Origin of the sequence: Pseudomonas sp. KSR10, from assembly GCF_022355455.1 — a bacterium.
In the GTDB taxonomy this organism is placed as follows: domain Bacteria; phylum Pseudomonadota; class Gammaproteobacteria; order Pseudomonadales; family Pseudomonadaceae; genus Stutzerimonas; species Stutzerimonas stutzeri_E.
Genome location: NZ_JAKOEN010000009.1, coordinates 46088 through 71833 on the forward strand (window position 1 = coordinate 46088; position 25746 = coordinate 71833).

The 25746-nt window shown below is 60.9% G+C and carries 22 protein-coding genes; 8 read left to right on the forward strand and 14 right to left on the reverse strand.

Annotated elements, in window-relative coordinates:
- Positions 1 to 7 precede the first annotated feature (7 nt).
- On the forward strand, positions 8 to 199 hold the full coding sequence (locus MCB86_RS03235; RefSeq protein WP_239609749.1) for a YnbE family lipoprotein: 192 nt from the start codon (positions 8 to 10) through the stop codon (positions 197 to 199).
- 8 nt (positions 200 to 207) lie between these two features.
- A complete protein-coding gene (locus MCB86_RS03240; protein ID WP_239609751.1) occupies positions 208 to 552 on the forward strand; it encodes a YdbL family protein in 345 nt (114 codons plus the stop codon).
- A 107-nt stretch (positions 553 to 659) separates the two neighbouring features.
- Here the strand turns inward: MCB86_RS03240 and MCB86_RS03245 are convergent, their stop codons facing one another.
- The 7 genes from MCB86_RS03245 to MCB86_RS03275 form a co-directional block, all read right to left on the reverse strand.
- Positions 660 to 1646, reverse strand: a complete 987-nt coding sequence (locus MCB86_RS03245) for a lipid A deacylase LpxR family protein (protein ID WP_155397671.1) — start codon at positions 1644 to 1646, stop codon at positions 660 to 662.
- Between the two features lie 148 nt (positions 1647 to 1794).
- Positions 1795 to 3756 (reverse strand): PhoX family phosphatase, encoded by a 1962-nt coding sequence (locus tag MCB86_RS03250; RefSeq protein ID WP_239609753.1) that lies wholly within the window; start codon positions 3754 to 3756, stop codon positions 1795 to 1797.
- 34 nt (positions 3757 to 3790) lie between these two features.
- On the reverse strand, positions 3791 to 4624 hold the full coding sequence (locus tag MCB86_RS03255) for a TonB family protein (protein WP_239609755.1): 834 nt from the start codon (positions 4622 to 4624) through the stop codon (positions 3791 to 3793).
- An 11-nt stretch (positions 4625 to 4635) separates the two neighbouring features.
- Entirely contained in the window at positions 4636 to 5097 is a 462-nt protein-coding gene (gene tolR, locus MCB86_RS03260) for a protein TolR (RefSeq protein WP_045163696.1), read from the reverse strand.
- Positions 5098 to 5109: 12 nt separating this feature from the next.
- Entirely contained in the window at positions 5110 to 5817 is a 708-nt protein-coding gene (tolQ, locus tag MCB86_RS03265) for a protein TolQ (protein WP_239609757.1), read from the reverse strand.
- Between the two features lie 93 nt (positions 5818 to 5910).
- Positions 5911 to 7842 carry a phytase gene (locus MCB86_RS03270; protein ID WP_239609759.1) on the reverse strand — a complete coding sequence of 644 codons (1932 nt, stop codon included), beginning with the start codon at positions 7840 to 7842 and terminating at the stop codon, positions 5911 to 5913.
- Positions 7843 to 7927: 85 nt separating this feature from the next.
- Positions 7928 to 10408: a TonB-dependent receptor gene (locus tag MCB86_RS03275; protein WP_239609762.1), complete on the reverse strand. Its 2481-nt coding sequence runs from the start codon at positions 10406 to 10408 to the stop codon at positions 7928 to 7930.
- Between the two features lie 965 nt (positions 10409 to 11373).
- Here MCB86_RS03275 and MCB86_RS03280 point away from each other — a divergent pair.
- Together MCB86_RS03280 and MCB86_RS03285 are read left to right on the forward strand one after the other, a co-directional pair.
- A complete protein-coding gene (locus MCB86_RS03280) occupies positions 11374 to 12288 on the forward strand; it encodes a GGDEF domain-containing protein (protein ID WP_239609764.1) in 915 nt (304 codons plus the stop codon).
- Between the two features lie 10 nt (positions 12289 to 12298).
- On the forward strand, positions 12299 to 13321 hold the full coding sequence (locus MCB86_RS03285) for an AraC family transcriptional regulator (protein WP_045162797.1): 1023 nt from the start codon (positions 12299 to 12301) through the stop codon (positions 13319 to 13321).
- Positions 13322 to 13336: 15 nt separating this feature from the next.
- On the opposite strand, the gene MCB86_RS03290 is transcribed toward MCB86_RS03285, so the two are convergent.
- The 6 genes from MCB86_RS03290 to MCB86_RS03315 form a co-directional block, all read right to left on the reverse strand.
- Positions 13337 to 14338 carry a 2-hydroxyacid dehydrogenase gene (locus MCB86_RS03290; RefSeq protein WP_239609767.1) on the reverse strand — a complete coding sequence of 334 codons (1002 nt, stop codon included), beginning with the start codon at positions 14336 to 14338 and terminating at the stop codon, positions 13337 to 13339.
- A 67-nt stretch (positions 14339 to 14405) separates the two neighbouring features.
- Complete coding sequence (locus MCB86_RS03295; protein WP_045162799.1) at positions 14406 to 14825, reverse strand: hypothetical protein; 420 nt, start codon at positions 14823 to 14825, stop codon at positions 14406 to 14408.
- A gap of 8 nt (positions 14826 to 14833) precedes the next feature.
- A complete protein-coding gene (locus MCB86_RS03300) occupies positions 14834 to 16285 on the reverse strand; it encodes a GMC family oxidoreductase (protein ID WP_239609770.1) in 1452 nt (483 codons plus the stop codon).
- Positions 16286 to 16508: 223 nt separating this feature from the next.
- Positions 16509 to 17156 (reverse strand): hypothetical protein, encoded by a 648-nt coding sequence (locus tag MCB86_RS03305; RefSeq protein WP_045162801.1) that lies wholly within the window; start codon positions 17154 to 17156, stop codon positions 16509 to 16511.
- Positions 17157 to 17351: 195 nt separating this feature from the next.
- Positions 17352 to 19019, reverse strand: coding sequence for a gamma-glutamyltransferase (gene ggt / locus MCB86_RS03310; RefSeq protein WP_239609772.1), 1668 nt, complete (start codon positions 19017 to 19019; stop codon positions 17352 to 17354).
- Positions 19020 to 19259: 240 nt separating this feature from the next.
- Positions 19260 to 20156, reverse strand: a complete 897-nt coding sequence (locus tag MCB86_RS03315; protein ID WP_239609774.1) for a dienelactone hydrolase family protein — start codon at positions 20154 to 20156, stop codon at positions 19260 to 19262.
- Positions 20157 to 20652: 496 nt separating this feature from the next.
- Here MCB86_RS03315 and MCB86_RS03320 point away from each other — a divergent pair, with 496 nt between their 5' ends.
- A complete protein-coding gene (locus MCB86_RS03320; protein ID WP_239609776.1) occupies positions 20653 to 21558 on the forward strand; it encodes an AraC family transcriptional regulator in 906 nt (301 codons plus the stop codon).
- 271 nt (positions 21559 to 21829) lie between these two features.
- Positions 21830 to 22036 carry a DUF2795 domain-containing protein gene (locus MCB86_RS03325; protein ID WP_239609779.1) on the forward strand — a complete coding sequence of 69 codons (207 nt, stop codon included), beginning with the start codon at positions 21830 to 21832 and terminating at the stop codon, positions 22034 to 22036.
- Positions 22037 to 22188: 152 nt separating this feature from the next.
- Here MCB86_RS03325 and MCB86_RS03330 read toward each other — a convergent pair whose 3' ends face one another.
- Complete coding sequence (locus tag MCB86_RS03330; RefSeq protein ID WP_239609781.1) at positions 22189 to 23088, reverse strand: LysR family transcriptional regulator; 900 nt, start codon at positions 23086 to 23088, stop codon at positions 22189 to 22191.
- 305 nt (positions 23089 to 23393) lie between these two features.
- On the opposite strand from MCB86_RS03330, the gene MCB86_RS03335 reads away from it, so the two are divergent.
- Positions 23394 to 24515, forward strand: a complete 1122-nt coding sequence (locus MCB86_RS03335; RefSeq protein WP_239609867.1) for an MFS transporter — start codon at positions 23394 to 23396, stop codon at positions 24513 to 24515.
- A 158-nt stretch (positions 24516 to 24673) separates the two neighbouring features.
- Complete coding sequence (locus MCB86_RS03340; protein ID WP_239609783.1) at positions 24674 to 25708, forward strand: alpha/beta hydrolase; 1035 nt, start codon at positions 24674 to 24676, stop codon at positions 25706 to 25708.
- Positions 25709 to 25746 lie beyond the last annotated feature (38 nt).

The following is a 25746-nucleotide window of genomic DNA, read 5'->3' on the forward strand; positions in this document are numbered from 1 at the left end:
GACCGTTATGCGGTTGCATCATCCCTTCAGCATTCTGGCGCTGGCCCTGCTGACTAGCGCCTGTACCCCGCGCGTGGAACTGGCCGTGCCCAACGAGCCGATCAATATCAACCTCAACGTGAAAATCGAGCACGAGATCTACATCAAGGTCGACAAGCAGCTCGACTCGATCATCAACGAAGACAGTGGTCTGTTCTGAGGACGCTTATGAAAACCTATCTGAAACTCGGAACCCTGCTCATGGCGCTGTGCCTGGCGCTGCCCGCCGCCGCCATGACCCTCAACGAAGCCATGTCGGCCCTCGGCCAGGCCAAGGCCAGCGGCCAGCTCGGCGAGAAGCCCGACGGCTATCTGGGTGTGGTACAGGGCGGCGGTCAGGCCGAAGAGATCGCCAGCCAGATCAACCAGGCCCGGCGTGCCGAGTACCATCGCCTGGCGCAGAAGAACGGCATCAGCGTCAGCGACGTCGAAGCCATCGCCGGCAAGAAAGCCATCGAAAAAACCCCATCGGGGCAAGTGATCCAGCTCAACGGCACCTGGGTGAAGAAGTAGAGCGCTCAGCAGCACGCAGATATCAGCCGAAGGGTGGATGTCGCTTCTTGCATCATCCGCCCTTGGCTCGGTGGACCGCCGAAGCGTGATCCACCTCTGAACGACAGTCAGAACCAGGTCGAAACCGTCAACGAACCGAACTGATCGTGTTCGTCTTGGCCATGGAATTCACGGGTGCGCCAGACGCTGGCAAACGCCAACTGCCAGGTGTTCCAGGTCAGCGCGATGCCGGCCTTGGCATCGCCCACCCATTCGTTCGGGTCCACCGAATGGCTGCTCTTGAAGGTGTTGCCTTCGAGCAACATGTTCTGCGCCATGTATCGGCCTTCGACGTTAGCGAAGATGTTCCAGGCGAACCCGCCACCGCGCGTGAAGAACATGCTGCCGCTCTGCGCTGGCGCCACTGCCGGGATGCTGAAACTACGCGCCAATCCCTGGCCGATGCGCAGCCCCAGCCCGGCAGAGCCGTAGGTATACAAATTGCCCAACGAGAAGCCCGCGCTCGGCCCGTATTCGAATTCCAGTCCGGCAAAGCGTTGCTGCAACCACCAACGGTGCTGGTAGGCCAGATTGACGAAGGGCTCGTTACGCAGCTGGTTGTCCCAGCCCTTGGGCTCGTCGCTGTCGGTGACTTCATGGACCCGGCGCTGGATCTTCTTGCCGCCGGCGGCAGGCCCGACGATTCCCACGTCCAGATGCAAACCGCTGGCACTGCGCCAGCCTTCATACTGATGACCAGAAAAGATCGACATCCCGGCGAACAGCAGCCCGGCATAGGGACGGTCGTCCTCGATCAGTTCAGTCCGCTCGATATCGTTCGGTGTGTAGATCTGATGCCCCAGCCGGTAAGCGACGCTGTCCACCTCGGCGGCACGCCAGCCCGGCAGCACATCGGCAAACTGGCGCGACCAGTGATCGGCATCGGGTTCGAACGAGCGCATCAGTTCGAAGCCGTTGGTGTAGTGCCCATCACTGCCGGTAGCAATCACATCGTTTTCGATTTTCAGGGAATACAGGTCAGCCTGACTGACTACCGGAACACAAGCGACGAGTACGGCGAGGGAAACGCGAGCGTGCAAGCGCGGGATTGCCATGGCCCAGCTCCTTGGTTACATGCAATAGGGAATGTATGCATGTTTTAGAGCACAGCGTGCCGCCAAACGTTCACAGATGCGCCATAGACCAAGTATCAGTAGGCTGGCCCTTGCACAGAGCCTAGCCCACCGAATCGACCGCTGCCGGTCAACTGCCTATCACACCACCATCGTCCTTGGTGATCAGGATCGTGGAAGCGCGCGGGCGCGTCTTGCCGTCACTGGCCGGGAAACTCAGCTCGGGGTGCTGCACGTTGATCCACATGGCGCGGTAGTCCGGGCTCCAGGTGATGCCGGTGATCTCGCACCCGCGCGGGCCAACGAGAAACCGCCGCACCTCGCGCGTCCTCGGGTCGGCGCAGAGCAACTGGTTGGTACCCATGGCCTGCATCGCGGCTTCTTCATCACCGTAGTCGGTTTCGATCCACAACCGGCCGGCATCGTCGAACGCCAGCCCATCCGGCGAGGAAAAGATATCCCCATTTATGGTCCCTGTGAGGTTGGCCGGCACTGGCTGGCCATCTGAGCTCCTGGCTCCAGGTTGTTCGCCGGCCAGCAGAAAGACTTCCCAGGTGAACGTGGTCGCGGTGGGGTTGGCGCCCTCCTCGCTCCAGCGCAGAATCTGACCATGCAGGTTGTGCGGTCGTGGATTGGCCCTGTCGGTGGGCTGCGTCACGCCGCGCCCGTCATTGTTGGTGAGAGTTACATAGACCTCACGACTGCGAGGATGCACCGCCACCCATTCGGGGCGGTCCATGGGCGTCGCCCCCGCCTGGTCGCCAGCGGCGCGCGCGTTGAGCAGCACCTCGGCCTGATCGGCGAAGCCATTCTCCGCCGTGAGCCCGTTCTGACCGTGAACCAGCGCCAGCCAGTCACCGCTGCCGTCAGCATTGAACCTCGCCACGTAAAGCGTGCCGCTGTCGAGCAGCCTGCGGTTGGCCTGATCGGCGCCGGGTACGTAACGCCCGGCGGGGACGAATTTGTAGACGTACTCGCCCTTGGTGTCGTCGCCTGAATAGAAGGCCATACGCCCGTCCTCGCCCAGGGAAAGCACCGAGCACTCGCGGCAATAACGGCCGAACGCGGTGCGCTTGACCGGCTTGCTCTGCGGATCGAACGGATCGACCTCGACCACCCAACCAAAGCGGTTCGGCTCATTCACATGGCCACCGTGGGGTTGCGACGGGTCCGGTGTGGCATTGAAACGCAGGTCGGCGGTTTCCCAGCCGTAGAGTTTGCTCAGGCCCTTGCCCTCGATGCCATAGCGCTTGTGTGATACGCGCCTGGCCATGTCCTCGGCGTCATGGTTGACGAAGTAGTTGTGCCAGTTCTCCTCGCACACCAGATAGGTGCCCCAAGGCGTGAAGCCGCTGGAACAGTTATTCAGTGTGCCGATGATTTCGCGCCCGCTGGGGTCGGAAGCGGTTTTCAGCGCGTCGTTGCCGGCCAGGGGGCCGCTTACGGCCATGGGCGTCATTGCCGAGATGCGGCGGTTGTAGCGCGATGGCATGACCCGCTGCCATTGACCCTGCGTGTCTTTTTTCACTTCGATAACGCTGACGCCGTGGGCCGCCTGCTCCTTGCGCACCTCATCCAGCGGGCGCTTGCCGTCGACGAATGTCATGCCGTTGGGGTGCAGCGGCGGGTTGACGTATTCGTGGTTCATTACCAACAGGCCGTGGCTGTCGGGGTTCTCCGGGAACGGAAAGAAATGCATGCCGTCATGGTTGTCGCCGGCCTGCTTGAGCTGAGCCTGCCAATCGTCGTTGGCGTCCGGGTTCCACTCCGGGGCGTCGGCCATGACGGCATCACCCCAGGAAAAGAACGTCCGAGCACTGTAGCCCGGCGCTACCTGCACGCTGTCGAAGGCCGGGTCGAGCTGCGTCGGGATGCCCTTGAAACCGATCAGCGACTCAGATTGCACGGCGCTGCGACAGGCGCCCAGGCTGCCGCCGAGAAAGCCCAACGCGGCAAGGCCCATCCCGCCCTTGAGCAGGTTACGCCGGCTACGATCGACAAGCTGATCCAACGAGACGTTGGCGCTCGGGTTGATCGTCTGGTCGTCCAGGGCAGAAAGATTGGCGTGGAAACTCTGGAAATCCTGGTTCATTGATGGCTCATTCTGCAAAGTGGGTCCAGCCACATCACTGGATGCGGTAGTGAAAGGTGTTCTTGACCTCGGGAACGGTCACGGCGCGACCGTCGACGATCCGAGGTTGGTAGCGAAAGCTTTTGGCAGCCGTAATCGACGCCCGGATAAACAGTGGGTGACAGTCGTCCAGCGCTTTTGGGTTCTCGATCCGTCCCTGCGGGTTGACCGAGTAACTGACGGTGCAGGTGCCTTCGATGCCTTTGTCCAACGCTCGCGATGGGTAGTCAGGTGCGTCTTTGGCAATGGGCAAATACTGGCGGCTCGCCGCTGCAGCGGCCTCCTGTCGCGCCCGCTCGGCTGCGGCCGACGCTTCGGCACGTGCCGCCTGTTGGCGCTGTTGTTCCTCTCGGGCCAGTTGCTCGCGACGCTCGGCTTCGCGCTGCTGCCGCTCGACCTCGATCCGTTCCTGCCGTTCGCGCGCCAGCTGCTCTTTGCGCTGCTGCTCTTTAACGCGTTGCTGCTCTGTGATGCGCGCCTCTTCCGCCAGCCGTTCCCGTTCGGCGCGCTTGTACGCCAGCTCGGCCTGTTCCAGGCGCTGCTGTTCGATCTGCGGGTCGACCTGCGGTTCTTCGATGGATTTTTCCACCAGCGGTTCCGGGGCTGGTGTCGGTTCGGGCTCGACCACGGCTTCAGTAACCGGCGTGGGGGTTGGCAAGCTGATCAGCTGGGTCTTGAGCACCTGCGTCTGACTCGGCGCGTTCAGCTCCGGCGTCCAGCCGTGCAGCAACAGACCGAACACCGCTGCGTGTAGCGCGACGGTCGCCACGGCGGCGCCGACATGGCTGCGCCATTGCGGCCGGGCTAGCGGAAAGCTGGGCAGGGGCATGCTCAAACTGCTCATGGCGCCAGCTGCCCGGACGGCGCCTCGGTAATCAGACCGAGATTCATCACCCCGCCGCGCTGCAGCTCGGCGATTCCGGCCACTACGCGGCCATAGTCAGCAGCATCATCGGCACGCACGTAGACCTGGGTGTCGCCGCGCTCGGCGATGATTGCTGCGACTTTCTCGCGCATATCCTCAAGGTCGATAGCGCTGTCGGTCTGATCTTCAGCATTCAGTTCGGTGCCAAGGTGCCAGTAGAAGCCTCCGTCGGCCTTAACCGAGAGGGTCAGGATCTGCCGCTCGTTCTCGGTGGGCATCGCCTCGGCCGCCACCTTGGGCAGCTCGATCTTCACGCCCTGCACCAACATCGGCGCGGTCACCATGAAGATCACCAGCAGCACCAGCATCACGTCGATGTAAGGCACCACATTCATTTCGGCTTTGGGGCCGTGTTTACGCTGCGGTTTGACCAGCATGGCGAAGCTCCTTCAGGCGGCAGCGGCGACGCTGGGCGAACCGGCATGCAAGCGACGATGCAGGCGTGCCTGTAGCTCATTGGCAAAGCTGTAATAGCGGGCGCTCAAGGTCTGGCCGCGGGCAGAGAAACGGTTGTAGGCCATCACCGCCGGAATTGCCGCGAACAGGCCGATGGCCGTGGCGATCAGCGCTTCGGCAATGCCCGGAGCAACCGTGGAGAGCGTCGCCTGCTGCACCATGGACAGGCCCAGGAAGGAGTTCATGATCCCCCACACAGTGCCGAACAGGCCGATATAAGGGCTGACCGAGCCGACCGTGGCGAGGAACTGCAAGCCACCTTCCAAACGCTCTTCTTGCTCGGAAATCGCGACATACAGGCTGCGCTCGACCCCCTCGATCACCGCATCCGGCGCAATGCCCGGCTGGCGTTGCAGCTGGCTGAATTCCTGATAGCCGGCGAGAAAGATGTGCTGCAGGGCCGCCTCCCGGGGCAGCGGCTGATCATTGCCCTCGCGATACAACTGCGTCAGTTCCGCGCCGCTACGAAAGCGCTGCAGAAAGGTTTTCAAAAGGCGTTCGCTGCGGCGCAAGGCCGCGCCTCGCTGGATGATGAGGTACCAACTGGCAATCGAGGCCAGCACCAGAATCACCATCACCAGTTGCACCACCAGGCTGGCCTCGCTGACCAGACCCCAGACCGACATGTGTTCACTTTGCATCTATATTTCCTCCGGCCGCCCCGGGGGACGGCACTCGTTTATTACTTTCAGGCAACGTTGCGGGCGTCGCCTGATGCATTCATGCGACCGAGGTCAGTCCAGCCCTAGCGCGTCGGCAACCGCTGCCCATGGCAGGTATTTGTAGTTCTGTGCACCTTCGGGCATGCGCTTGCGACCGTCCTGCACCACCAGCATGCCGCGGCTCCAGATACCGCCAAGGTTGGCGGAGGTGACTTCCAGCCCATCGGTTTCCGACGCGCCATCGATACCGCGCTCGGCATTCAAACCGACGCGGAACGCGCCACGAACGGCGTAAGGCGCGGCGGCATCCAGTACCAGATAGCTGTCGTTACCCTGGCTCGAGATCACCAGGTAATCGGCCTTCGCACCCTGGTAGAGCGCCAGCCCCTCTACGTCGTCATGCAGCGGGCCGCCGACTCCGATGACCTTTTCCAGCTTCGCCGGGGCATCGCCACGGGCATCCAGTGTCCAGACTGCCTCGTCCTCCTCACCGACGAAGAGCCGCTGGGTGCGGTCATCGGCCACGCATCCCTCGGGTTGACTGGCAACCTTGAACTGCCGCACCAGCTCCCCGCGCGGCGAGCCGCTGGAACCATCCAGGCGGTACTGCAGAAAGGTGCCGTCCTTGTCGTTGGCGATCGCGTGGATGGCGCTCTGGCGGTCCTTGAACATGCACAGGCCGTAGATATCGGTGATCGGCGTGGCGATCTGGCCGATGTCGCTCACCTGCCCGCTCATGGGATCGATGGCGAACAGGTGCAGGCTGTTTTGATCGCGGTTGCTGGCTACTGCGAGGTCAACCTGCTTGCCGCCAAGAACAAAGCCAGTGCGCACGTCCACGTTGTTCAACCGCCCGACGGGCAGGTACTGGAGCTGCTTGCCGTTCAGGTCGTACACGCCGAGCCCGCCCTTCTTGTCGGTACCCAGCACACGGCTTCTGGTCCGGTCCTTGGCGTTGACCCAGATCGCCGGGTCATCGGCTGCATCCCCCAGGTGCGGCACCGGGTCGGTCTGGACCTGAGCCGGCAACATCGGAATGACAGGCGTCGCGGTAGGCACTGGAGGCTGCCAATCCAACATAGCCACATGGGCGCCACGCTCATCGCTCAGCAGCAGCTCGATGCCACGCTTGGTCAATCGGGCGCTGATCTGCTCGGGCTCGTCGAAGCCTTCGAGCGGCAGTACCGAATGGCTGCGCCAGCTGTCGGCGTCTCGCCCATAGAGGTGCAGCGCGCTGGCTTCGGGATCCAGCGCAAGCAATCCGCCCGGCACCAGTGCCATGCCGGCAGCGGCCTCAGCGATCCCACCGAACGGCTGAACCATATCCACGGGTTGGCGTACGAGCGGTGCTTCAGCATCCGCCGCGTAACGCCAGAGTCCCACGCCTTCTTCGTTGACGATCAGCTCGCCGGTTTGATCATCCACCTGGCAGTAGCCGCTTTCCGGCGGCAGGCTCAGGCCGCGTACGCGCTGCGGCGTCGAGAGTGGGCGCATGTCGGCGGCGACCAGCCATTGCTCGCCGATACCTTCTTCACCGACCAGAAAGAGGAAGCTGTTACGCGCCGCGTCGCGGAACAAGCACAGCCCCTCGATGGCGAAGTCCGTTCGCGGAATGTACAGCGGCAGGCTCCAGCGATGCTGACGGTCAAGCCCTAGCAACACGGCCTGTTGCCGCTTGCGATCGAGGGTTGCGATCAACATGCCCTGCGCACCGACACGATGATCCAGGCCTTCGAAGCGGCCTTTGAAATCGCTGATTACCGCGCCCTTGGCGTCGAGTATCTGCAGGCCGCGCGAGTCCGGCCGAACCACCAGTCGAGAAGCGTCCTGCCAGGCGCCTGTTTCTGAAATCAGCTGCGCGCTCTGCGCTTCCAGCGGAGTTGAAGCCGCGATGCTCAGGCTCGGCGCCGTCTGCTTGCCAGACTCGACGCCCGCTCCGGACTGACAGGCCGCGAGCGCAATGCAGAGGCTCAGCAACATGGGTTTATGCAAAGTCATGTACATGGTTTTTCCAATCAGCAGCCGCTGGCCGCCACCGTTCTGAAAGGGGAACAGAGCGGAGACGGGGCGGCGAATAAGTCGAAAAGGGTCAGAAGTGCGTCAGGGTCAGGCCGAGCTTGTAGGTCGGACCGTATTCCTCGTACTGGGCGTTGAAGTTGCTGCGCCCGGTGTAGACGAAGTAGGACTCGTCCGTGAGGTTCAACGCCTCGAGCGTCACCTGCAGGTTCGGCGTGATGAAATAGCCGGCCTTGAAGTCCAGGAACAGCTGATCGTCGGCGTAGAGGTCGTGGGCTTCGTCGTCGATGCCGGCCACTTCGGCCAGGTACTCGGATTTGTAGTTGGCGGCCAGACGCATGTTGAACACGTCGTTTTCCCAGCCGACCATCAAATTGCCGACGGTATCGGAGTGGTTCGGCAGGTCGATGCTGCGACGACTGCCCTGCCCTTCGATGTCCGCGTCGGATTTGCTGAAGGTGGCGTTGGCGCCCAGCAGCACGCCATTCCAGGGTGCCGGTAGCCAATCGAGCTTCTGCGAATAAGCCAACTCGACACCGTAGAGCTTGGCGCTGCTGCCGTTCTCGAAGCTCAGCGCTTCGTCGAATCCGGTCCATTGGCCCGTGCCGGCCAGATCGGTGTTGTAGATGAAGTTGTCGATGTCCTTGTAGAAGAGGTAAGCCGACACGGCGCCCGCGCGGCCCATGTAGTGCTCGATGCCCAGGTCGTAGTTCATCGATTCCAGCGGCTTGAGGTCCGGGTTGCCGAACTCCGCATCTTCGCCATCGATGACGAAGCCAGGCGCCAGCTGCTCGAACGTCGGACGCACCACGGTATTGGTCCAGGCCGCCCGGACAAAGGTATCGGGCGTCAGCTCATAGCGCGCATGCAAACCCGGCAGCCAGTGGTCGTAACGGTTGTCGCTGGATACGGCTTCGAACTCACCGTCGCGCAGGCCGGTGCCCTTGGCGCTGAACTCGGTGCCCTCATAGCGCAGCCCGGCGATGATGCGCCACTTTTCCAGGTCCACGGTGTTCATGAAATACGCAGCGTTGATGTCTTCGCTCATGTCGAAGTCGCCGATGCGCGACTCCTCGTCATCGTAGAACTCGCTCGCGTCCAGCCCGCCGATCAAGCCTTCCAGCCCGCCGGCACTGATTCCCGGGCCGAAGCGGCCTAGGGCATAGTCGACCTTACCGCTCTGAAAGTCGGCCAGGGTCAGGTCGTCGAAATCGTCGTAGGCCCAGATCTCGGCGTCATTGGTCTTGTCGCGTCGGCTGAGCTTGCCACCGAACTTGAGCTGGGAGGCGTAGCCCTGGATGTCGTAATCGCGGGCCAGATCCAGGCGGACGTTCTTCTCTTTGTCGCGGGCGTCGGTCTTCTCCCACTCCACTTCGTCGAGTTCGAAGCTGGCTGGATCATAGAAGGACGGATCGACGGTCAGCCGTGGCTTGCCCGTGCTCGAGAAACCGACGTCGGTGAAGTCACCTTCGAAGGTCGCGCTGGAAATGCCGCCCGGGTTGCGCTCGCGGGCCTCGCTGTAGCCGACCTGACCGCTGAGGGTCCAGAGGCCCATCATGCGTTCGCCTCCGAATACGTAGGACTGAATGGTCTGGGTTTCCTCGCGTGACTTCAGCTCACGCCAACCCTCGGCATCGCCCAGTTCACCGGCCAGTTGCGCATCTTCGAATTCGACGCCGGCTGCGTTGCGAGTCTCGGTGTCCTTGAAGCGGCTGTACAACGTGCGCAGGTAGTAGCTGCTGAGGTCGTCCGGCTGGTAATCGAAGTTCAGGCCAAATCCGGTGCGCTCGCGGGTGATCTCGTAGTCACGCTGCTCGAATTCTCCCAGCCGGGCGCCGTCTTCGAAATCCCAGGCGCCACCGGTTTCCACGTTGTCCGAACCGAAGTCGCGGTCCTGCCAGCTCAGTGCCGCGGCCACGCCGAAGTTATCTACGCCATCGCCCAGGCTGAAGCGGTTGCTGATGGCACCGGAGAATTTCGGGCTGGTCTTGCCGACGTTCTCGTCGTAGCTGGCTTCGGTGCTGAGGCTGTAAAACAGGCCGTCGTGGTCGAAGGCGGACAGGCTTTCCACCTCGATGGTGCCGCCCAGGGAGTTGGCGTCCATGTCTGGTGTGAGGGTCTTGACCACCGAAAGCGACTGCACCAGTTCGGACGGCAGCACATCCAGCGCCACCGCGCGCCGGCCACTTTCCGGTGAGGGCACCAGGGTGCCGTTGATGGTGACGCTGTTGAGGTCCGGCGCGATGCCGCGCACGCTGACGAAGCGGCCTTCACCCTGATCGCGCTCCACAGACAGGCCAGGGATGCGCTGCAAGGCTTCAGCGGCGTTGTCGTCCGGCAGCTGGCCGATGCCATCGGCATGGACCACGCTTTTCACGCTGTCGGAGCTGCGCTGTTCCCTCAATGCCTCGTCGATGCTGACGGCCTGGCCGATCACCTCGACGTGCTCCATGACAAGCGGCTCCTCGGCCCAGGCCGAACCGGCACTCACGGCCAGGGCCAGCAGGCTGATGCGGAATCCTGCATGGCGGATGCCGCTGCGGTATGTGCTCATGAATAATCCCCCGAACGCTGATTACCGGGTCCATCCCGGAACTGCAGCGGACGGTAGGGTTGGGATATGGCGGTTCTGTGACAGAGGGTGGTGCTGGAGCGCCAGCGGGCGCTGATTGGGGTGGTTTTGGGTGGGAATTGAGCTGATATGACCTGTTTTGGTGGGGCGCGGGGGGAGGCATGTGTGGAGGGGCGGTTCGTGCCGCTGCCCGTTACAGCGTGATCTGAAATGCTGGTTTCGCCCTGCTGAGCGAGTCCCTTTTGGCAGTTGCCGGATGGCCGGCCCCGCCCAAAGGAACCAAAAGGTCTTGCCCTGCATCCGGGTCTCGCTTCGCTCGACTGCCCTCATTCCACCCGCGCTCCGGGGGCCGGCGTACAAGGGCCATCCATGGCCCTTTACGCCTCTCGCGGCATCCATGCCGCTCGCTCCCCTCTGCGCGGACTCCATTCGGCCTCCTGAAAGGGGCGTTCGGCGTCGTCAGGTAGATCATTTGTTAAGAAACAAGCAAAGCGTTCTTGTTTCGCTGTGCCCAAACTTTCAGACAACTCGGACTCGATTCCCCTTCAGGAGGCAGAACGTAGGTGCTGCGCAGGGGGACGCGAGGCATGGATGCCGAGCGAGGAGTGATGGGACATGGATGTCCCTTCGCGACGACCCCCGGAGCAGCGCCGGAGGGAGGGAAGTTTTGCGAAGCAAACCGGGGACGCCCAGTCCGGATGCAGGGGTGGCCTTCTTTTTGGTTACTTTTTCTTGGCCACACAAGAAAAAGTGACTCGCCCAGCAGGGCGAAACCAAGCTCTCAACCAACTCGCCAATAAGCCTAACGCTGAACCTAAGCAGCGCCGCCTTTAAACCTATCCCTAAAAAGCCCTGAGCCAATTCAACCCCCACCCCATTCATCCAACCGTCACATTCATCTGTTTCCGTGCCCTCACGCACCGGCGCGTCCTCGCCACGGAGACCCGATGAAATCCCTGCTGAAACTCCACACCTTCACCTTGATCGGCCTCGCCTTCGCGGCCAACGTCGGTCTGCAGATCTACCTCGCCACAGGTGAAATCAAAACCTGGGCCGAGATCAACTGGATGGACGTCGCCGGCGAAGGCGGCTCGGCCGTGCTGGCCCTCGCCTGGCTGATGATGCTGCTGCACAGCCGCCCGGCCGGGCGCGTGACTCGGCTGCTGGCACTGGGCCTGGCCTGTGTCTTCTTCTCCTGGTGGATGGACACCCTGGACGAATTCATCCATTTGCCGGAACTGGCGATTTGGGACAACTGGCTGGAAACCGCACCGATGCCCATCGGTCTGCTACTGCTGACACTGGGCATCTACCACCTGAACCAGGAGCAGCGCGCCATCAGCCAGCAGATGAACAAGCGCGAAAAAGGCTTCCGCGAGCACCGTCTGTTCGACAAGCTAACGCCGCTGGGCGCCGCCGAGTACTTACGCCAGCAAGTGCAACTGGCCCTTTCCCAAGCCCGCTCGGAGCAACAACCGCTGTCCCTGGTGGTTGTGGATCTGGATGATTTCAGCGCGATCAACCAACGCTACGGTCAAACCGAGGGCGACGCCATTTTGCAGGCCATGGCGCAACTGCTGCTGCTCAACCTGCGCCGCCAGGACCTGCTTTGCCGCTTGGCCGGGGATCGTTTCGTCGCGGTGTTGCCGAACACCGGCGAGACCCAGGCCCGTTTGATCGCCAGGGAGTTGCAACAGGCCGTGGCCAGCCTGGCACACAAGACCGCTCAGCATGGCGAACGGGTACACCTGCGCGCCAGCAGCGCGGCGGTGATGGCCTTCGATGAAGATGCCGAGCAGCTTCTCAAGCGCCTCAACCTAGGCCTGGCCAAGGCCAAGCAGCAGCTACCGCGCTGCGCCTGAGGAGCGAACCATGGCCATCGGCTACGAGTGCGACACACGCTTCATCGCGGCCCATCATCAGCCGGCCGTACTGATCGATCTGGCATTATCACGGGGGATCGATAGCCATCAGCTGTTGCGCGGCACGGGTTTGTTCTACGAGGACGTCACCAGCGGCCGTGCGCGCCTCAGCCCCGCTCAGTATCTTGCCCTGATCGCCAACGCTCAGCGCTTGCTGGATGCCGACGACAGCAGTTTCCTGCTTGGCCAACGATTGCTCCCTGGTCATTACGGCGAAACCAGCCATGCGCTGAACCACGCCAGTACGCTGCTCCAGGCACTGGAGCATCTGCAGTACCTGCGCGCGATGCTCAGTCCCCTGCTGACACCGCGGTTGCTGCTCGATGAAAAGCAGGCTCATCTGTATTGGGTGGAAAGCTGGGGAACGGACGAACTGCGCCGATTTCTCGCTGAAGCCAGCCTGACGGCGGTAGTCGCGATGAGCCGTCGACTGTCGGGCGAGCGGCTGCCGTGGCGCTTTCATTTCAGTTATTCGCAACCGCGCCACATCGAACAGTACTGGGTCCATATGGGTGAGGATCTGGCCTTCGACAGCCAGCTGACGATGATGAGCGTGCCGCGCGAATACCTGCACAAACCTTGGCCGAATGCCTCGGCAACTGCCGGTCAGGTTGCCCGAAATGCCAGCCACGCCGAACTGGCGAGCCTCGGCTGGCAAAGCAGCTTCGTCGATCAGTTGTACGAATATCTGCACGCCAATATCCGCACGCCACTGAATCTCGAACGGGTCGCGCTGGCCTTCGAGATGAGCCCGGCCTCTCTCAAGCGCAAGCTGCAAAAGCACGGGACGCACTTTCAGGAACAACTCGACCTGGTGCGTAAACACGTCGCGCTCTATCTCTACCAGATGAAGGGTTATAGCAACGAGGAAGTGGCGAGCTATCTCTGCTTCAACGACACGACCAATTTCCGCCGCTCGTTCAAGCGCTGGACCGGCCTGGTGCCGAGCGGCCTGCGTCAGTTGTTCGAATAGCCCCCACTCGCCCGTTCAAACCCGTTTGTCGGCCGTGACTCTCCGAAGCTCGCCGGTGCCGCTTTCGAATGCGCAGATATTGCTGAGGGTGGTTTCGGCAATGTTGCCCAGTGCCTCGGCGGTGAAAAACGCTTGGTGGCCGGTGATCAGCACGTTGGGAAACGTCGTGAGGCGCATGAAGAGGTCGTCACTGATGACACGCTGGGACAGGTCCTGAAAGAACAGCTGTTCTTCCTCTTCGTACACATCCAGGCCCAACCGACCGATTTTTCCGCTCTTGAGCGCGTCGATGACGGCTTTGGTATCCACTACCCGACCGCGCCCGGTGTTGATCAGTACGACGCCATCTTTCATCCGGGCAATAGCCCGAGCATCGATCAGGTGATGAGTTTCAGGCGTCAGCGGACAATGCAGCGAGACGATATCGGCTTCGACCAGCAGGGTGTCCAATGGCACGTAGTGCACGAATGCCTTGGCCTGGGCATCGGGAAAGGGATCGCTGGCCAGTACCTTGCAGCCGAAACCATGCATGATCTCGGCAAAAACCAGCCCGATCTTGCCGGTGCCGACCACACCCACGGTCTTGCCATAGAGATCGAAACCCAGCAGCCCATCGAGTGCGAAGTTGCCCTCACGCACGCGGTTGTAGGCGCGATGGGTCATCCGATTGAGGCTCAGCAGCAACGCGACCGCATGCTCCGCCACGGCATGCGGCGAATAAGCCGGTACACGCGCCACGGTCATCCCGAGCCGCTCCGCCTCGACCAGATCGACATTGTTGAACCCGGCCGAGCGCAGGGCGATCAACTCGGTCCCGCTGGCCCGCAGCACCTGCAACACTTCGCGATCGAGCCGGTCATTGACGAAGGCACAGATTCCACGGAAACCCGCCGCCAGCGGTGCTGTTTCCACCGTCAGTTGCGGGTCGAAGTAGACCAGCTCATGTCCGTGCGCCTGATTGGCCTGATCGAGAAACCGGCGGTCGTAGGGTTTGGTGCTGAATACCGCGATACGCATGGGTTTGCCTCCTGAGAGCGGATCACCGGGGCGCGGGCTCGCCGCGAAATGCCCCCTTGGGATCAGATCAGGCCAGCCCGTCGAACCGCGCGTAGGGGTTGCTACAAGGCAACCGGTACCCCAGGAAAGACACCGTCGGACGGGACTCGTGCTGATGGCGCAGATAATCGGTCGAGACCATGAAGTCGGTCAGCAAACGGCGTTCAAAGTTATCCACCCGAAGATCGGTATAAGCACTGCCGGCACCGGTTTCCTGACGAATCTTGTACAGCCCCATCAGCGCCGCAAGCTTCTGCGACCCATAGTGTCCGGCCAATGCATCGACGAATTTTCGCTGATCCTCCGCGGCCATCTGGAAATCACCGACGAGCTGGCGCAGCAGTTCAGGAATGAATACCTGACGGTCTTCGTATACCCAGGCGGCCGAACCGACCGCCGCCAGGCCAAGCGTGGCGGCGGATGAAAGCAACAACGTACGACGCTTCATGGGCATCCTTAGCTATACAGCAGATCGGCGGCGCGAATGGACAGGGCCGCAGCCGTCAGGCTGGGATTGGCCGGCGAACAGCTCGGGTAGGTTGCCGTCCCCACCACCACCAGATTCCTCATGCGGTGATGCAGCATCTGACCATCCACCACTGCCCCGTCATCGACCTGCCCCATGCGCAGCGTGCCCTGCACGTGCGACTCGGTCAGGCGCCATTCACGGAAATTGATCGATTCGACCGGCAGCGGTGCGAGCAGTTTTTCCAGGCTGTCCAGACCGTACTGAACACCCTTCATGCCGTACTCGGACTCGCCTTGATAGTCGATGATCGGCTGCCCGCTTTGCGGATCGATCACAACCCGGTTCTTCACGTTGGGCAAATCCTCGCTGACCAGCATCAAGGGTAATGTCTCGTTCCAGCGTCCACGTTCGGGGCGCAGGCCGTAGGGCCAGCGGTTCTCGAAATAAACCAGGCACGCCGAGTGCTCCTTGCGGAAGTCACCGTCGTAAAGCGAATAGTTCAGGCCAGTGGTGATGGTGCTGCCGTCGAAATTGCCCAGGCCGTTGAGATAGACCTCGACGTTAGCCCCCACCTGTTCATGCAGGCCCATACCGGTTTCGCCGAAATCGATATCCGAGCGCAGCAAAATAGCCGGGCTCTGGATGGCATTGGCGCCGAGCACGAACAGATCACCGAACACTTTGAACTCACCGTCCTCGGCCCGCAGCGTCACGCCTTTGATGGTGCTGCCTTCGTATTCGAGCGTGCGGACCTCGGTCTTCAGACAGACGTCCACTTTCGGATGGCTGTACAGCTCGGCCAGGCCATTCTGCGCAGTGAACTTGGCGTTCATCGGGCAGAGATTGCAGGTGGCATTGGCGCAGCAGACGCCGCGGGTGCCGGTCGCGACCCGAGCGCGCCCGGTCGGCATGATGAAGTGATGATCGGGCATCGCCTCCTTCATCAGTATGTCGATCGAGGAGCCCTTGTGCGGTGGCTGCGGAAATGGCTGGCTGCGTGGCAGCACCTTGCCCATGTCCGGGTCACCGGCAATCGACATGATCTGCTCGGCCTGACAGTAGTACGGCTCGAGGTCGTCGTAGCTCAGCGGCCAATCGTTGCCAACGTCGTAGCGACTTCGGATGGCGAAATCGCTGGGGTGCAATCGCGGCGTCTGCGAGTACCAGCAATTCATGCCACCGCCGAGTGCAATAGTGGTGTTCCAGGGCTTCTCGCCACGGTTGTCGTAGGTGGATTCCGGTGTGATCGCCGAACTGCTCTGGGTCTGGATCTGCCAATCCCAGGGATGAAAATCGCCCCACTCGATGATCAAGGCGCGTCCGGTAAGGTGCTTCAACGCTTCGGTCAGAAAGAAACTGGACCCGAAACCCGACCCGATTACCACCAACTCATAATGTGATTTGTCGACATCCCTTGCGCTTATGCGGTTGATTTCCACGCGAACTACCCTTCCATATCGCAAGCTTGTCCGCGGACGAGCTGCCGTAATCAATTGCGCAACCACGCTACACGCTGCACATCGCAAGCATCCGTTACCGTTACGGGGCTCGCCCGCCGGCAGCATTGCCAGCTAAACGAGACCGCCATCAGCCGCTCAAGTTCCGAACCCTTTCGTAGTGAAGCGTCGAGCCAGACGCATCCACCCCGATCAACAGCCGTTCTTACCCAAGCGATTCCCTTAGCCACTGGCGCACCCTGCGGCGATCACGACGCGACAGCAGTTGATGGGTAAACGGGCTTTCCGGCACCAGGATGCATTCCGGCTCACCGTCGCCCAGACGAAACCGCCGTAGAACACCGATCGGATGACGTTCAGGGCCGTAGTACGCCACCGCACGGATCTCCAGCGTATGGAACGTCCAGTCGCCGGCCGGTTTGTGACCTTGTAGTTCAATGCCGTGCCGCTCGGCGACGCGACGCAACATGCCCTGAAACGTGCCGATGTGGATGAAGTCACCGCTGCGCAACGGCCCCTGATGGGTAGTCTGGTGGATCGGCAGATCAGGCGAGGCGCCGTCTTCGTCATCGATGCTCTGCCGGATATCGGTCACATCGAGCTCCAGCGGGCCCTTGGACGTCTCGATGCAAACCACTAGTTGGTTAATGAACATGGGCTCGGCGCTCATGTTGGAAATCAGGCAGAGCGAACTCAACCCCCTGCCGGCACCACGATTGATGATTAGGCTCGGCTTGCGCTGCCGACGGAAGTTGAGCAGTAACAGCTGCGCGTAGAACACCCACACCAGCAGCGTACTGGCGGAAATGATCAGCGAGATCAGTTGATGGTTATTTTTTAGCCACTCGATCATCGGAGGTCTCGGTGCGGTGTGAACTGCTCAGACAGCACGATCACCACGCAGTGCCGGCGCACTCGAAAGGCGCCGGCAGGCAAACGTTAGGCGTAAGCAATCACAGGGGCGCCGGGGCCGAACCGTTCCGCAGAACGCGACCGATCGCGTTAGCGGAATTCTTCGGCCGCGCGCAACGGGTTATTCAGCAGACCATCATGGCTTGATGACCATACCCACGCCTCGGCCGCGCGGATCTGATGCGGTCTGCAGTGTCTTGCCCTCCACACGTATGGCCTGGATGTCGCCCATCGACCAACCCTGATCCTCGAGGACATACCCCATCGCCTTCAGCTCATCCGCGACTTCGCCGGTGAGTGGCGCGTAGGCATCGTAGTAAATGGTGTCCTTGGGCAGCAGTTGGTGATGAACGCGTTGCGCCGAAACAGCCTTTTCCAGCGGCAGGTTGAAGTCGTACACGTTGTTCAGCACCTGAAAAATGGAGGTGAAAATCCGTGAGCCACCGGGTGTGCCGAGCACCAGGCTGACCTGCCCATCCTGGACGACGATGCTCGGGCTCATCGAAGACAGCATGCGCTTGCCCGGCTCGATGGCGTTGGCATCGCTGCCCACCACGCCGAATGCATTGGCAACGCCCGGCTTGGCACTGAAATCGTCCATCTCGTCGTTGAGCAGGAAGCCCGCGCCCTGGACTACTACCCCACTGCCGAAATCCCAGTTAAGCGTATAGGTATTACTCACCGCATTGCCGTCGGCGTCGACGATGGAAAAGTGTGTGGTTTGTCGGGGTTCCAGCCCTGGACGCACCTGTTCGGTGGCCGAGATCGCCGTTGGATTGACCTCGGCGGCGCGTCGCACCAGATAATCCGTGGCAATCAGTTGCGCGACCGGCACATCGGAGAAATCCGGATCGCCGAGATAGTCGGCACGGTCAGCGAATACGCGTTTCTCGATTTCAGCGAGCAGATGAATGTAGCGCGCCGAATTCAACGTGACGTCCTTGAAATCGGCGGAACGCTGCTCTTTGATACCGATCAACTGAGCCAGGGCAATGCCACCTGAGCTGGGCAAAGGAGCGGTGTAAAGGCTCTTGCCGCGCCAGTCGATACGCATCGGCTCGCGCCATAGGGTGCGGTAGTCGGCCAAATCTTCCTTGGTGATCAGGCCGCCGTCACGTTGCATCTGTGCGACTAGCAGATCGGCCGTCTTGCCCTTGTAGAAATCGTCAGCGCCTTGATCGGCGATGCGCTCGAGCGTTTCGGCCAACTCCGGCTGGCGGAAGTTGGTCCCTGGGCTCATGGCGCCGAAATACGCTTCGAAGTTGGTCGTACCGTTGAATAGCCCGACGGCATCCTCGCGGTATTGGAATTGCTGATCAGCCACTTTGAAGCCTTCGCGCGCGTAGCCTACGGCGGGCGTGATCAGCTCGCTCCAGGGCAGTGTGCCAAAGCGCCGGTGCGCCTCCCACAGCCCCAACACCGTTCCCGGAACGCCGACCGCCTTGGCGCCGACCAGGCTGATGTTTTCGATGACTTCACCCTTGTCATCAAGATACATGCGCTTGCTGGCCGCTTTGGGTGCGACTTCGCGATAATCGAGAAAGTAGGGCTTGCCATCCATGTAGAGAGTCATGAACCCGCCGCCGCCGATATTGCCGGCCTCCGGGTAGGTGACGGCCAGTGTGAAAGCGGTCGCCACGGCCGCATCCACCGCGTTGCCACCGGCACTGAGCACCCCTGCTGCGACCTTCGCGCTGTAGGCGTCCGGCGCCGCAACTGCCGCGCCTTCGAGTTTGGCGCCAAGGGCGGCATGGCTACTGGCGAAAAGCGAAACGGTCAAAGCGACACAGAGTAGTGGACGCATGTGGCTCTATCCTTCTTGTTGGTTTCTGGCCGGGCGACGGGAGACGGACGCACGGTGAACAATCAACAAGATAGACGAGTATTGACGCGAACCAGGCCCGGCCATATCCGTCGACCGATGGCGAGAACGCCCCATGAACCATCGCGTTGCATCGTTGCCCGCTCGGCATCGGGCCACAAAGCGCTCGCCCCTAAAACTCAGAGGCGAGCTGGACCATCCCTCTGCCCAAACGCGCCGGTCTCAGTAATCGCAGTTCTCGCGGTACTCGGAAATACTGAGATCGGCTTCATGATTGGGGCCGCAGAGGAACTGATCATAGCGGCGATCGAAATCGATGAAGCGCTTCATCCAGGAGATGCCATACATCCCGAGCAGGTCTTCGTTGGGATAGCCGGAGTTGGCGCAGAAGTGCGAGCCGCCGTAGATCTCCAGAAAGGCCTTCGGGGTGGCATTCGGGATTCTGTTGTAGAACGGCGATGCATGCGCAGCCACCGGCGCCACCACATCGGCACCGCACGCCAGGATCATCGCAGGCGTCTTGATCGTATCAAAACTGTTGAAGCCCGCGTAATAAGGCGCCTGGGGGATGATCGCATTGAGCGACCGCTCGGTCGCAAGCTTGAGCGAACCACCCCCACCCATCGACCATCCGATGGCGCCCAGGCGTGTACTGTCGACCTTGCCAGCGATCGGGCTATAACGGCTGTTGCTCTGTTCGATGAGGTAGTCCAGCGCTCGGCTGAGCTGCGTAGCGCGACTATCGGGTTGATCGTAGATGGTATTGGTATTCATCGTCATGACCACGAAACCATGCGAAGCCAGACGCGGCCCCCACCAGTCAATGCTGCTCTCATAGGACAGATAGCCGGGGATGACTGCGATCGCGCCCATCTTCCCAGTGGCATTGGTGGGGTAATACACCGTGCTGTCCCCGAAGCCTTTCAAATACCCGGATACCGAAAACCTGTCGACGTTGAACGGCCCGGACCTGCTCTTGAGCGAGGCAACCGTCGGATTGGGCCCCCGCGTACAATCCGTACAAGGAGCGGACGGGCCTGGTGCGGACAACGCGTAGGCACTTGCCAGTAGTGAAGTGATCAGCAGCGCACTTCTCACCATTGATATCTTGATCTTCATACAGTTCGCCCTCTTGTTATTGTTCTCGCTAGTTGCTGATGGCACCCCACACATACAGCAAGGTGCCTGAACAAAAAACTTACAAGGGCGATAAGCCGCCAACAATCTTCGAACACGCTCAATTCATACAAGTGACCGGCCGCTCACGAAAGTGACCCACTCGTTAGGCCACCTCACACAACTTTTAACGACTGAAGCGAAAAGTTCCCTTGAATATGCCCCCGCAGCATGCCCTGCACTGTCCCGCGTCGAACTTCCTGGCACTGGCAAGAGCGCCAAAACCCAAGCGCCAGGCCGTCGAGCTGCGTTGCGGCCACTTCCACGTGCAAACAGGATCCAGTGTTTCTGGCCCAACACTTCGCGCCTTGCGTTTTTTGACAGAGCTGTAGCGGGAACTACACTAGCCGCAGTTTTGCAGTACAAGCTGGTATAAAGCCATCCAGTGATGGCCAAAAGCAACCATCCGGTATAAAAACAACAACGAAGCAACTAGGCCATGACTCATTCTGGCTCCAGCCAACAATCCAGGCCCGCGCTGATCTACGTCTCAAGCAGGCGCTATATCTATCTGGGGCGCACCCAATTGCGCATCAGGGATTTGCATTCGGCTGCCTCATCATTGCTGGTTTGTCTTGAAGGGTCTGTGAGATTCCAAGTCCGAGGAGACGGACGCTGGATCGACGCCAGGAGCGTTCTCATTCCGGCCGGCACCAGAATCAGCATTGAAAACCAGGGAGGCGTGATGTCGGCCTGTTATCTGGACGCGGCGAAGCTGGATTTCCAGGTATTGAAGCGCCGAATGAGGTCGATCACCGCTGGCGTCTACCACAACCTGGCAGAAGAGAGGCAGTTGGCGGCCAGCCTGATTCAGCTGCGCGATGAAGCGCCGGATTTCCAAGAGGCACAGAGGCGCGTGGAGGCCCTTATTCATGGCTGTACAACCAGCGATATCGCAAGTCCCGACCCACGCGTCATCTATGTGATCGAGCGTCTCAGGAATACCGCCTCACTGAACATCTCCGTTCGCGCGCTGGCAAGCGAAGTCGGCCTCTCGGAATCCGGGCTGATACGGCTGTTCAGCGTCCATGTCGGGACGCCGCTGCGCAGGCATCGCTTGTGGTACAGATTGGTCGAATTCGTCACGTTGACATTGTCTGGCGTGCCCACTGCTTCGGCGATAAAGCTGGCGGGCTTCAGCGATGCGTCGCACTTGTCGCGGTGCTATAGCGGCTTCTTCGGGGTCAACCTCTCCTATGCCTTTTCGAAGGCTGTCAATGCGAGGTATATCGTCGAAGAGCCCCTTGCGAGGCTGCGTCATCTATCCACCTGTCTTGTGGAAGACGCCGAACAAGCAGCCCTGAACGCTGGGCACGGCGCTCCGTCAGAAGGTAGCAGCTGGTGAGTTAAGGCTGTGCTCGCAACAAAGCGACCATCCCTCTCGCCTGCGAAAGCCGTTGAGCGTTGCCTCGGCTGCTCCTTCAGCACTCGCGCCCTGCGATGATTCGACCTGCGCTTCAACCTCGGAAATACGGCCCAGGTAGAGACGACGAGCGGTCGAAATTTTTCCATCGATAACTCCTCGTACCTCTGAGGCGACAACGCTTTGCCCACTTAGCGCAACGCCAGGTACAACCGCGTAAATATTGAACCCCTCTTTATCGGAGGTACTAATCATGACCCGAGGAGTAGGCGGCGAATCTCCCGCTAATGTTTCAACTTATTTGAAGGGAATAGACTATCCCGCTAAGAAACAAGACTTGGTGGAACACGCCAAGAATAACGGCGCGGAGCCCGAGGTGATCGATGTAATCAACCGTATGCCTGAACAGGAATACGGCAATATGGCCGATGTCATGAAGGGCTACGGCGACACTCGCTAGCATGCGTTCTGCAGCGCCCCGAGCCGGCGCTGCTTATGCTGCCGGCTCGGCATTTTGTTAGTTCTTTCTCGATTCGTTTATTCGAACTACTGCGTCGCTGATGCACCTCTTATAGCGGCCATGAGATAAACCGAGGCATGAACCGCTTCCCCCTACACCGGTGCGGTGAAACGCAACGCGGACATGACGAGCGCAAAGGCTGGAGAGGGTTGTTTCCGACTGGGATAATACAAGTAGTAGCCCTCGAAGGGTTCGCACCACTCTTCCAGCACCCGGACCAGTCGTCCTTGTTCGATATGCGGCGTAAATTCGTCTTCCGGCAGAAATGCAATGCCCAGCCCTTCGAGCGCGGCAAGAACGATATGCGGCGTGCTGTTGAGCACGATCTGTCCCTCGACGCGGACATTCAGCTGTTGGCCCGCGCGCTCGAACTCCCATACGTAAAGGCCTCCATGCGTAGGAAAGCGCATGTTGATGCAGCGGTGCGCCGTGAGTTCATGTGGCGTTTTGGGCGCGGGCCTCTTGGCGAAATAGCTCGGCGCGGCCACCGCCGCCATCCGCAGCTTCGGACCGATCGGTAGCGCAATCATGTCCTTGTCGATGGTGTCGCCCAAACGCACCCCCGCATCGAACCGATCCGCCACGATGTCTCGAAACCCGTAGTTAACGTCGAACTCCACGTTAACGTCAGGCAGATCCAGCAGCACGGGCGCCAACTTCGGCAACAGGAGCGTTCGCAGTACGTGGTCACCACAGGTGATTCGCACCGTGCCAGCAGGCTTGTCGCGCATCTCGGTCAGCTCATCCAGCTCCGCCTCGATCTCGTCGAAGCGATGACCGATTGCTAGCAGAAGGCGTTCACCTGCCGGCGTGGGCGAAACGCTGCGCGTCGTTCGGGTCAGCAGCCGGATCTGCAGCCGCTTCTCCAGCCCGCTCACCGCCTGGCTTAGCGCCGACTGGGTGACGCCGAGTTGCGCAGCGGCGCGCGTAAAGCTGCCCTCACGGGCAACTGTGACGAAAGACAGAAGGTCGTTGAGGTTACGTCTGGCCATGGTGGCAGTCTCGCATGGACCATTGATTAGTGCTTCTTATAAGGCCTTTAAGCATTGATTAGCTAATCAAAGCAGACGTGTGTGACGACAATGCCGGCATGAAGAGATCGACTGGCCCGCGTGGCCCTGGAGAGTCTGTCGCCGTCAGTCGCGGGGCCGAGCACTGACGCTGCCATTACAGACCTACCTGGAGGAACCGCAATCGCATGACTGCCGCAATGAGTGACGCCCTTGTTGACGAGGCTGGCATTGGCATTACGCCCAACAGCGCGCATCCAGCAACCTGCTGGAGCGGCGTCTTCGCGATGTCGATGTGCGTCTTCGCGCTGATCGCGTCCGAATTCATGCCGGTCAGCCTGCTCTCGCCCTTGGCGCAGGATCTACGAATCAGTGAAGGGATGGCGGGTCAAGGCATCGCGATTTCCGGCGCTTTTGCCGTGCTCACCAGCCTGTTCCTCGCCTCGCTGACTTTGGGCATCAATCGCAAGACACTTCTGTTAGGGCTGACTGCCGCCATGGGCCTCTCCGGTGTGATCATCGCCCTGGCCCCAAACTACCTCATCTATATGCTCGGTCGCGCGCTGATCGGCATCGTCGTGGGTGGCTTCTGGTCGCTCTCGGCGGCCACCGCCATGCGCTTGGTGCCTGCACCTCAGGTTCCACGGGCGCTTGCCATCTTCAATGGTGGCAATGCGTTAGCGACGGTCGTCGCGGCGCCACTGGGCAGCTACCTGGGATCAATCATCGGCTGGCGCGGCGCATTCTTTTGCCTGGTGCCGCTGGCCGCAGTCGCAATGATCTGGCAGTGGATCGCCCTGCCGTCCCTGCCGACCAGCAACCAACCAAGCACGTCCACGAATGCCTTCAGGCTATTGCGCAAACCGGTGGTGGCCTTGGGCATGTTGGGTCTCGGCGCCTTCTTCATGGGCCAGTTCACCCTGTTCACTTACCTGCGGCCGTTTCTCGAGACGGTTACACAAGTCGATGTGTCCACGCTCTCGCTCACTCTGCTGGTGATCGGTTTCATGGGGCTCATCGGCACCACATTGATCGGCACGGCGCTCAAGCGAGGCCTCTACCGGACGCTGATCGCCATCCCCCTATTGATGGCCGTGATCGCTCTAGCGCTCGTGGCCCTCGGGAGCAATACAGCGATCGTGGTCGTGCTTCTCGGAGTGTGGGCCCTGATCGCCACCGCCGCACCCGTCGGCTGGTGGAGCTGGGTACCGCGGACCTTTCCGGAAAGCGCAGAAGTGGGTGGCGGCTTGGTGGTCGCGGTCATTCAGTTATCGATCGCCCTGGGCTCGACGTTGGGCGGTGTGCTTTTCGACGCGCATGGCTACCAGAGCACCTTCGTGGCAAGCGCACTGCTCTTGCTGATCGCGGCCTTCACCACCTTCAGGACATCGCGCGCGGCCGGTTATTGAGCAGCCGAGCCAAGCGCTCGTCGATGACTTGGAAATGGGCACCAGCCTGCCGACGTCTTTGCCAGTGGACGGACAAACAGCTGCTTCGATGTGTGCATCACCGTGCTGACGCCTCGACGCCAGCCCACTCACTACCCTACCCAAAAAAGGAACAACCGATGAGCAAAATTCTCCCGACGCTGGGGCTCTTGGCGAGCATCGCTTCATTTGGCGCCATGGGGCAAGACCTCTCCAATAGCGCGAACAATTTCTATAAGAGCGAGACCCTGCGCTTGGAAAAGGTAACCTTCGACAACCAGTACAAGATGAAAATCGTGGGTAACCTGTACATGCCCAAGCAATCGGCGGGCAACACGCGACATGCCGCCATTATCGTGGGACATCCGATGGGTGCCGTGAAAGAGCAGAGCTCGAACCTCTATGCGCAGAAGCTGGCCGAACAGGGCTTCGTTACGCTGGCCATTGACCAATCGTTCTGGGGCGAAAGCGAGGGACAGCCTCGCAATGCTGTCGCACCGGACATTTATGCGGAAGCCTTCAGCGCAGCGATGGATTACCTGCGCACCCAGCCGTTCGTGGACAAGGAACGGATCGGCGTGCTCGGCATCTGTGGCAGCGGCAGCTTCGTCATCAGTGCCGCCAAGATCGACCCGCGCATGAAGGCCATCGCGACGGTCAGCATGTACGACATGGGCGCGGCCAACCGCGACGCACTGAACCAGTCGCAGACGCTCGAGCAGCGCAAGCAGATCATCACCGAGGCCGCCGAACAACGCGATGCCGAATTCAGCGGCGGTGACACCCGCTACACCGGCGGGACGGTCCATGAGTTGGACGACAACACCCACCCGATCCAGCGTGAGTTCTTCGACTTCTATCGCACGCCGAGAGGCGAATTCACGCCTGCCGGCTCGTCGCCGCAGCTGACCACGCACCCAACGCTGACCAGCAACGTCAAGCTCATGAATTTCTACCCGCTCAACGATATCGAGACGATCTCGCCCCGTCCGATGCTGTTCATCAGCGGTGATCAGGCGCACTCGAAGGAATTTAGCGAGCAAGCCTATCGCCTCGCCGGCGAGCCGAAGGAGCTGTATTGGGTTGAGGGCGCCGGCCACGTCGATCTTTACGATCGCGTCGATCTAATCCCCTTCAAAAAACTTACGTCGTTCTTTAGCGACAACCTCAAGTAGAAAACCTCTCCTGAGCAAGCCGAAGCCATACGGAACCT

Excerpts from the sequence above, each read along its gene's own strand:
- MCB86_RS03235 (WP_239609749.1), top strand. The coding sequence starts at position 8 with ATGCGGTTGCATCATCCCTTCAGCATTCTGGCGCTGGCCCTGCTGACT.
- MCB86_RS03240 (WP_239609751.1), top strand. The coding sequence starts at position 208 with ATGAAAACCTATCTGAAACTCGGAACCCTGCTCATGGCGCTGTGCCTG.
- MCB86_RS03245 (WP_155397671.1), bottom strand. The coding sequence starts at position 1,646 with ATGGCAATCCCGCGCTTGCACGCTCGCGTTTCCCTCGCCGTACTCGTC.
- MCB86_RS03250 (WP_239609753.1), bottom strand. The coding sequence starts at position 3,756 with ATGAACCAGGATTTCCAGAGTTTCCACGCCAATCTTTCTGCCCTGGAC.
- MCB86_RS03255 (WP_239609755.1), bottom strand. The coding sequence starts at position 4,624 with ATGCCCCTGCCCAGCTTTCCGCTAGCCCGGCCGCAATGGCGCAGCCAT.
- tolR (WP_045163696.1), bottom strand. The coding sequence starts at position 5,097 with ATGCTGGTCAAACCGCAGCGTAAACACGGCCCCAAAGCCGAAATGAAT.
- tolQ (WP_239609757.1), bottom strand. The coding sequence starts at position 5,817 with ATGCAAAGTGAACACATGTCGGTCTGGGGTCTGGTCAGCGAGGCCAGC.
- MCB86_RS03270 (WP_239609759.1), bottom strand. The coding sequence starts at position 7,842 with ATGTACATGACTTTGCATAAACCCATGTTGCTGAGCCTCTGCATTGCG.
- MCB86_RS03275 (WP_239609762.1), bottom strand. The coding sequence starts at position 10,408 with ATGAGCACATACCGCAGCGGCATCCGCCATGCAGGATTCCGCATCAGC.
- MCB86_RS03280 (WP_239609764.1), top strand. The coding sequence starts at position 11,374 with ATGAAATCCCTGCTGAAACTCCACACCTTCACCTTGATCGGCCTCGCC.
- MCB86_RS03285 (WP_045162797.1), top strand. The coding sequence starts at position 12,299 with ATGGCCATCGGCTACGAGTGCGACACACGCTTCATCGCGGCCCATCAT.
- MCB86_RS03290 (WP_239609767.1), bottom strand. The coding sequence starts at position 14,338 with ATGCGTATCGCGGTATTCAGCACCAAACCCTACGACCGCCGGTTTCTC.
- MCB86_RS03295 (WP_045162799.1), bottom strand. The coding sequence starts at position 14,825 with ATGAAGCGTCGTACGTTGTTGCTTTCATCCGCCGCCACGCTTGGCCTG.
- MCB86_RS03305 (WP_045162801.1), bottom strand. The coding sequence starts at position 17,156 with ATGATCGAGTGGCTAAAAAATAACCATCAACTGATCTCGCTGATCATT.
- ggt (WP_239609772.1), bottom strand. The coding sequence starts at position 19,019 with ATGCGTCCACTACTCTGTGTCGCTTTGACCGTTTCGCTTTTCGCCAGT.
- MCB86_RS03315 (WP_239609774.1), bottom strand. The coding sequence starts at position 20,156 with ATGAAGATCAAGATATCAATGGTGAGAAGTGCGCTGCTGATCACTTCA.
- MCB86_RS03320 (WP_239609776.1), top strand. The coding sequence starts at position 20,653 with ATGACTCATTCTGGCTCCAGCCAACAATCCAGGCCCGCGCTGATCTAC.
- MCB86_RS03325 (WP_239609779.1), top strand. The coding sequence starts at position 21,830 with ATGACCCGAGGAGTAGGCGGCGAATCTCCCGCTAATGTTTCAACTTAT.
- MCB86_RS03330 (WP_239609781.1), bottom strand. The coding sequence starts at position 23,088 with ATGGCCAGACGTAACCTCAACGACCTTCTGTCTTTCGTCACAGTTGCC.
- MCB86_RS03335 (WP_239609867.1), top strand. The coding sequence starts at position 23,394 with ATGTCGATGTGCGTCTTCGCGCTGATCGCGTCCGAATTCATGCCGGTC.
- MCB86_RS03340 (WP_239609783.1), top strand. The coding sequence starts at position 24,674 with ATGAGCAAAATTCTCCCGACGCTGGGGCTCTTGGCGAGCATCGCTTCA.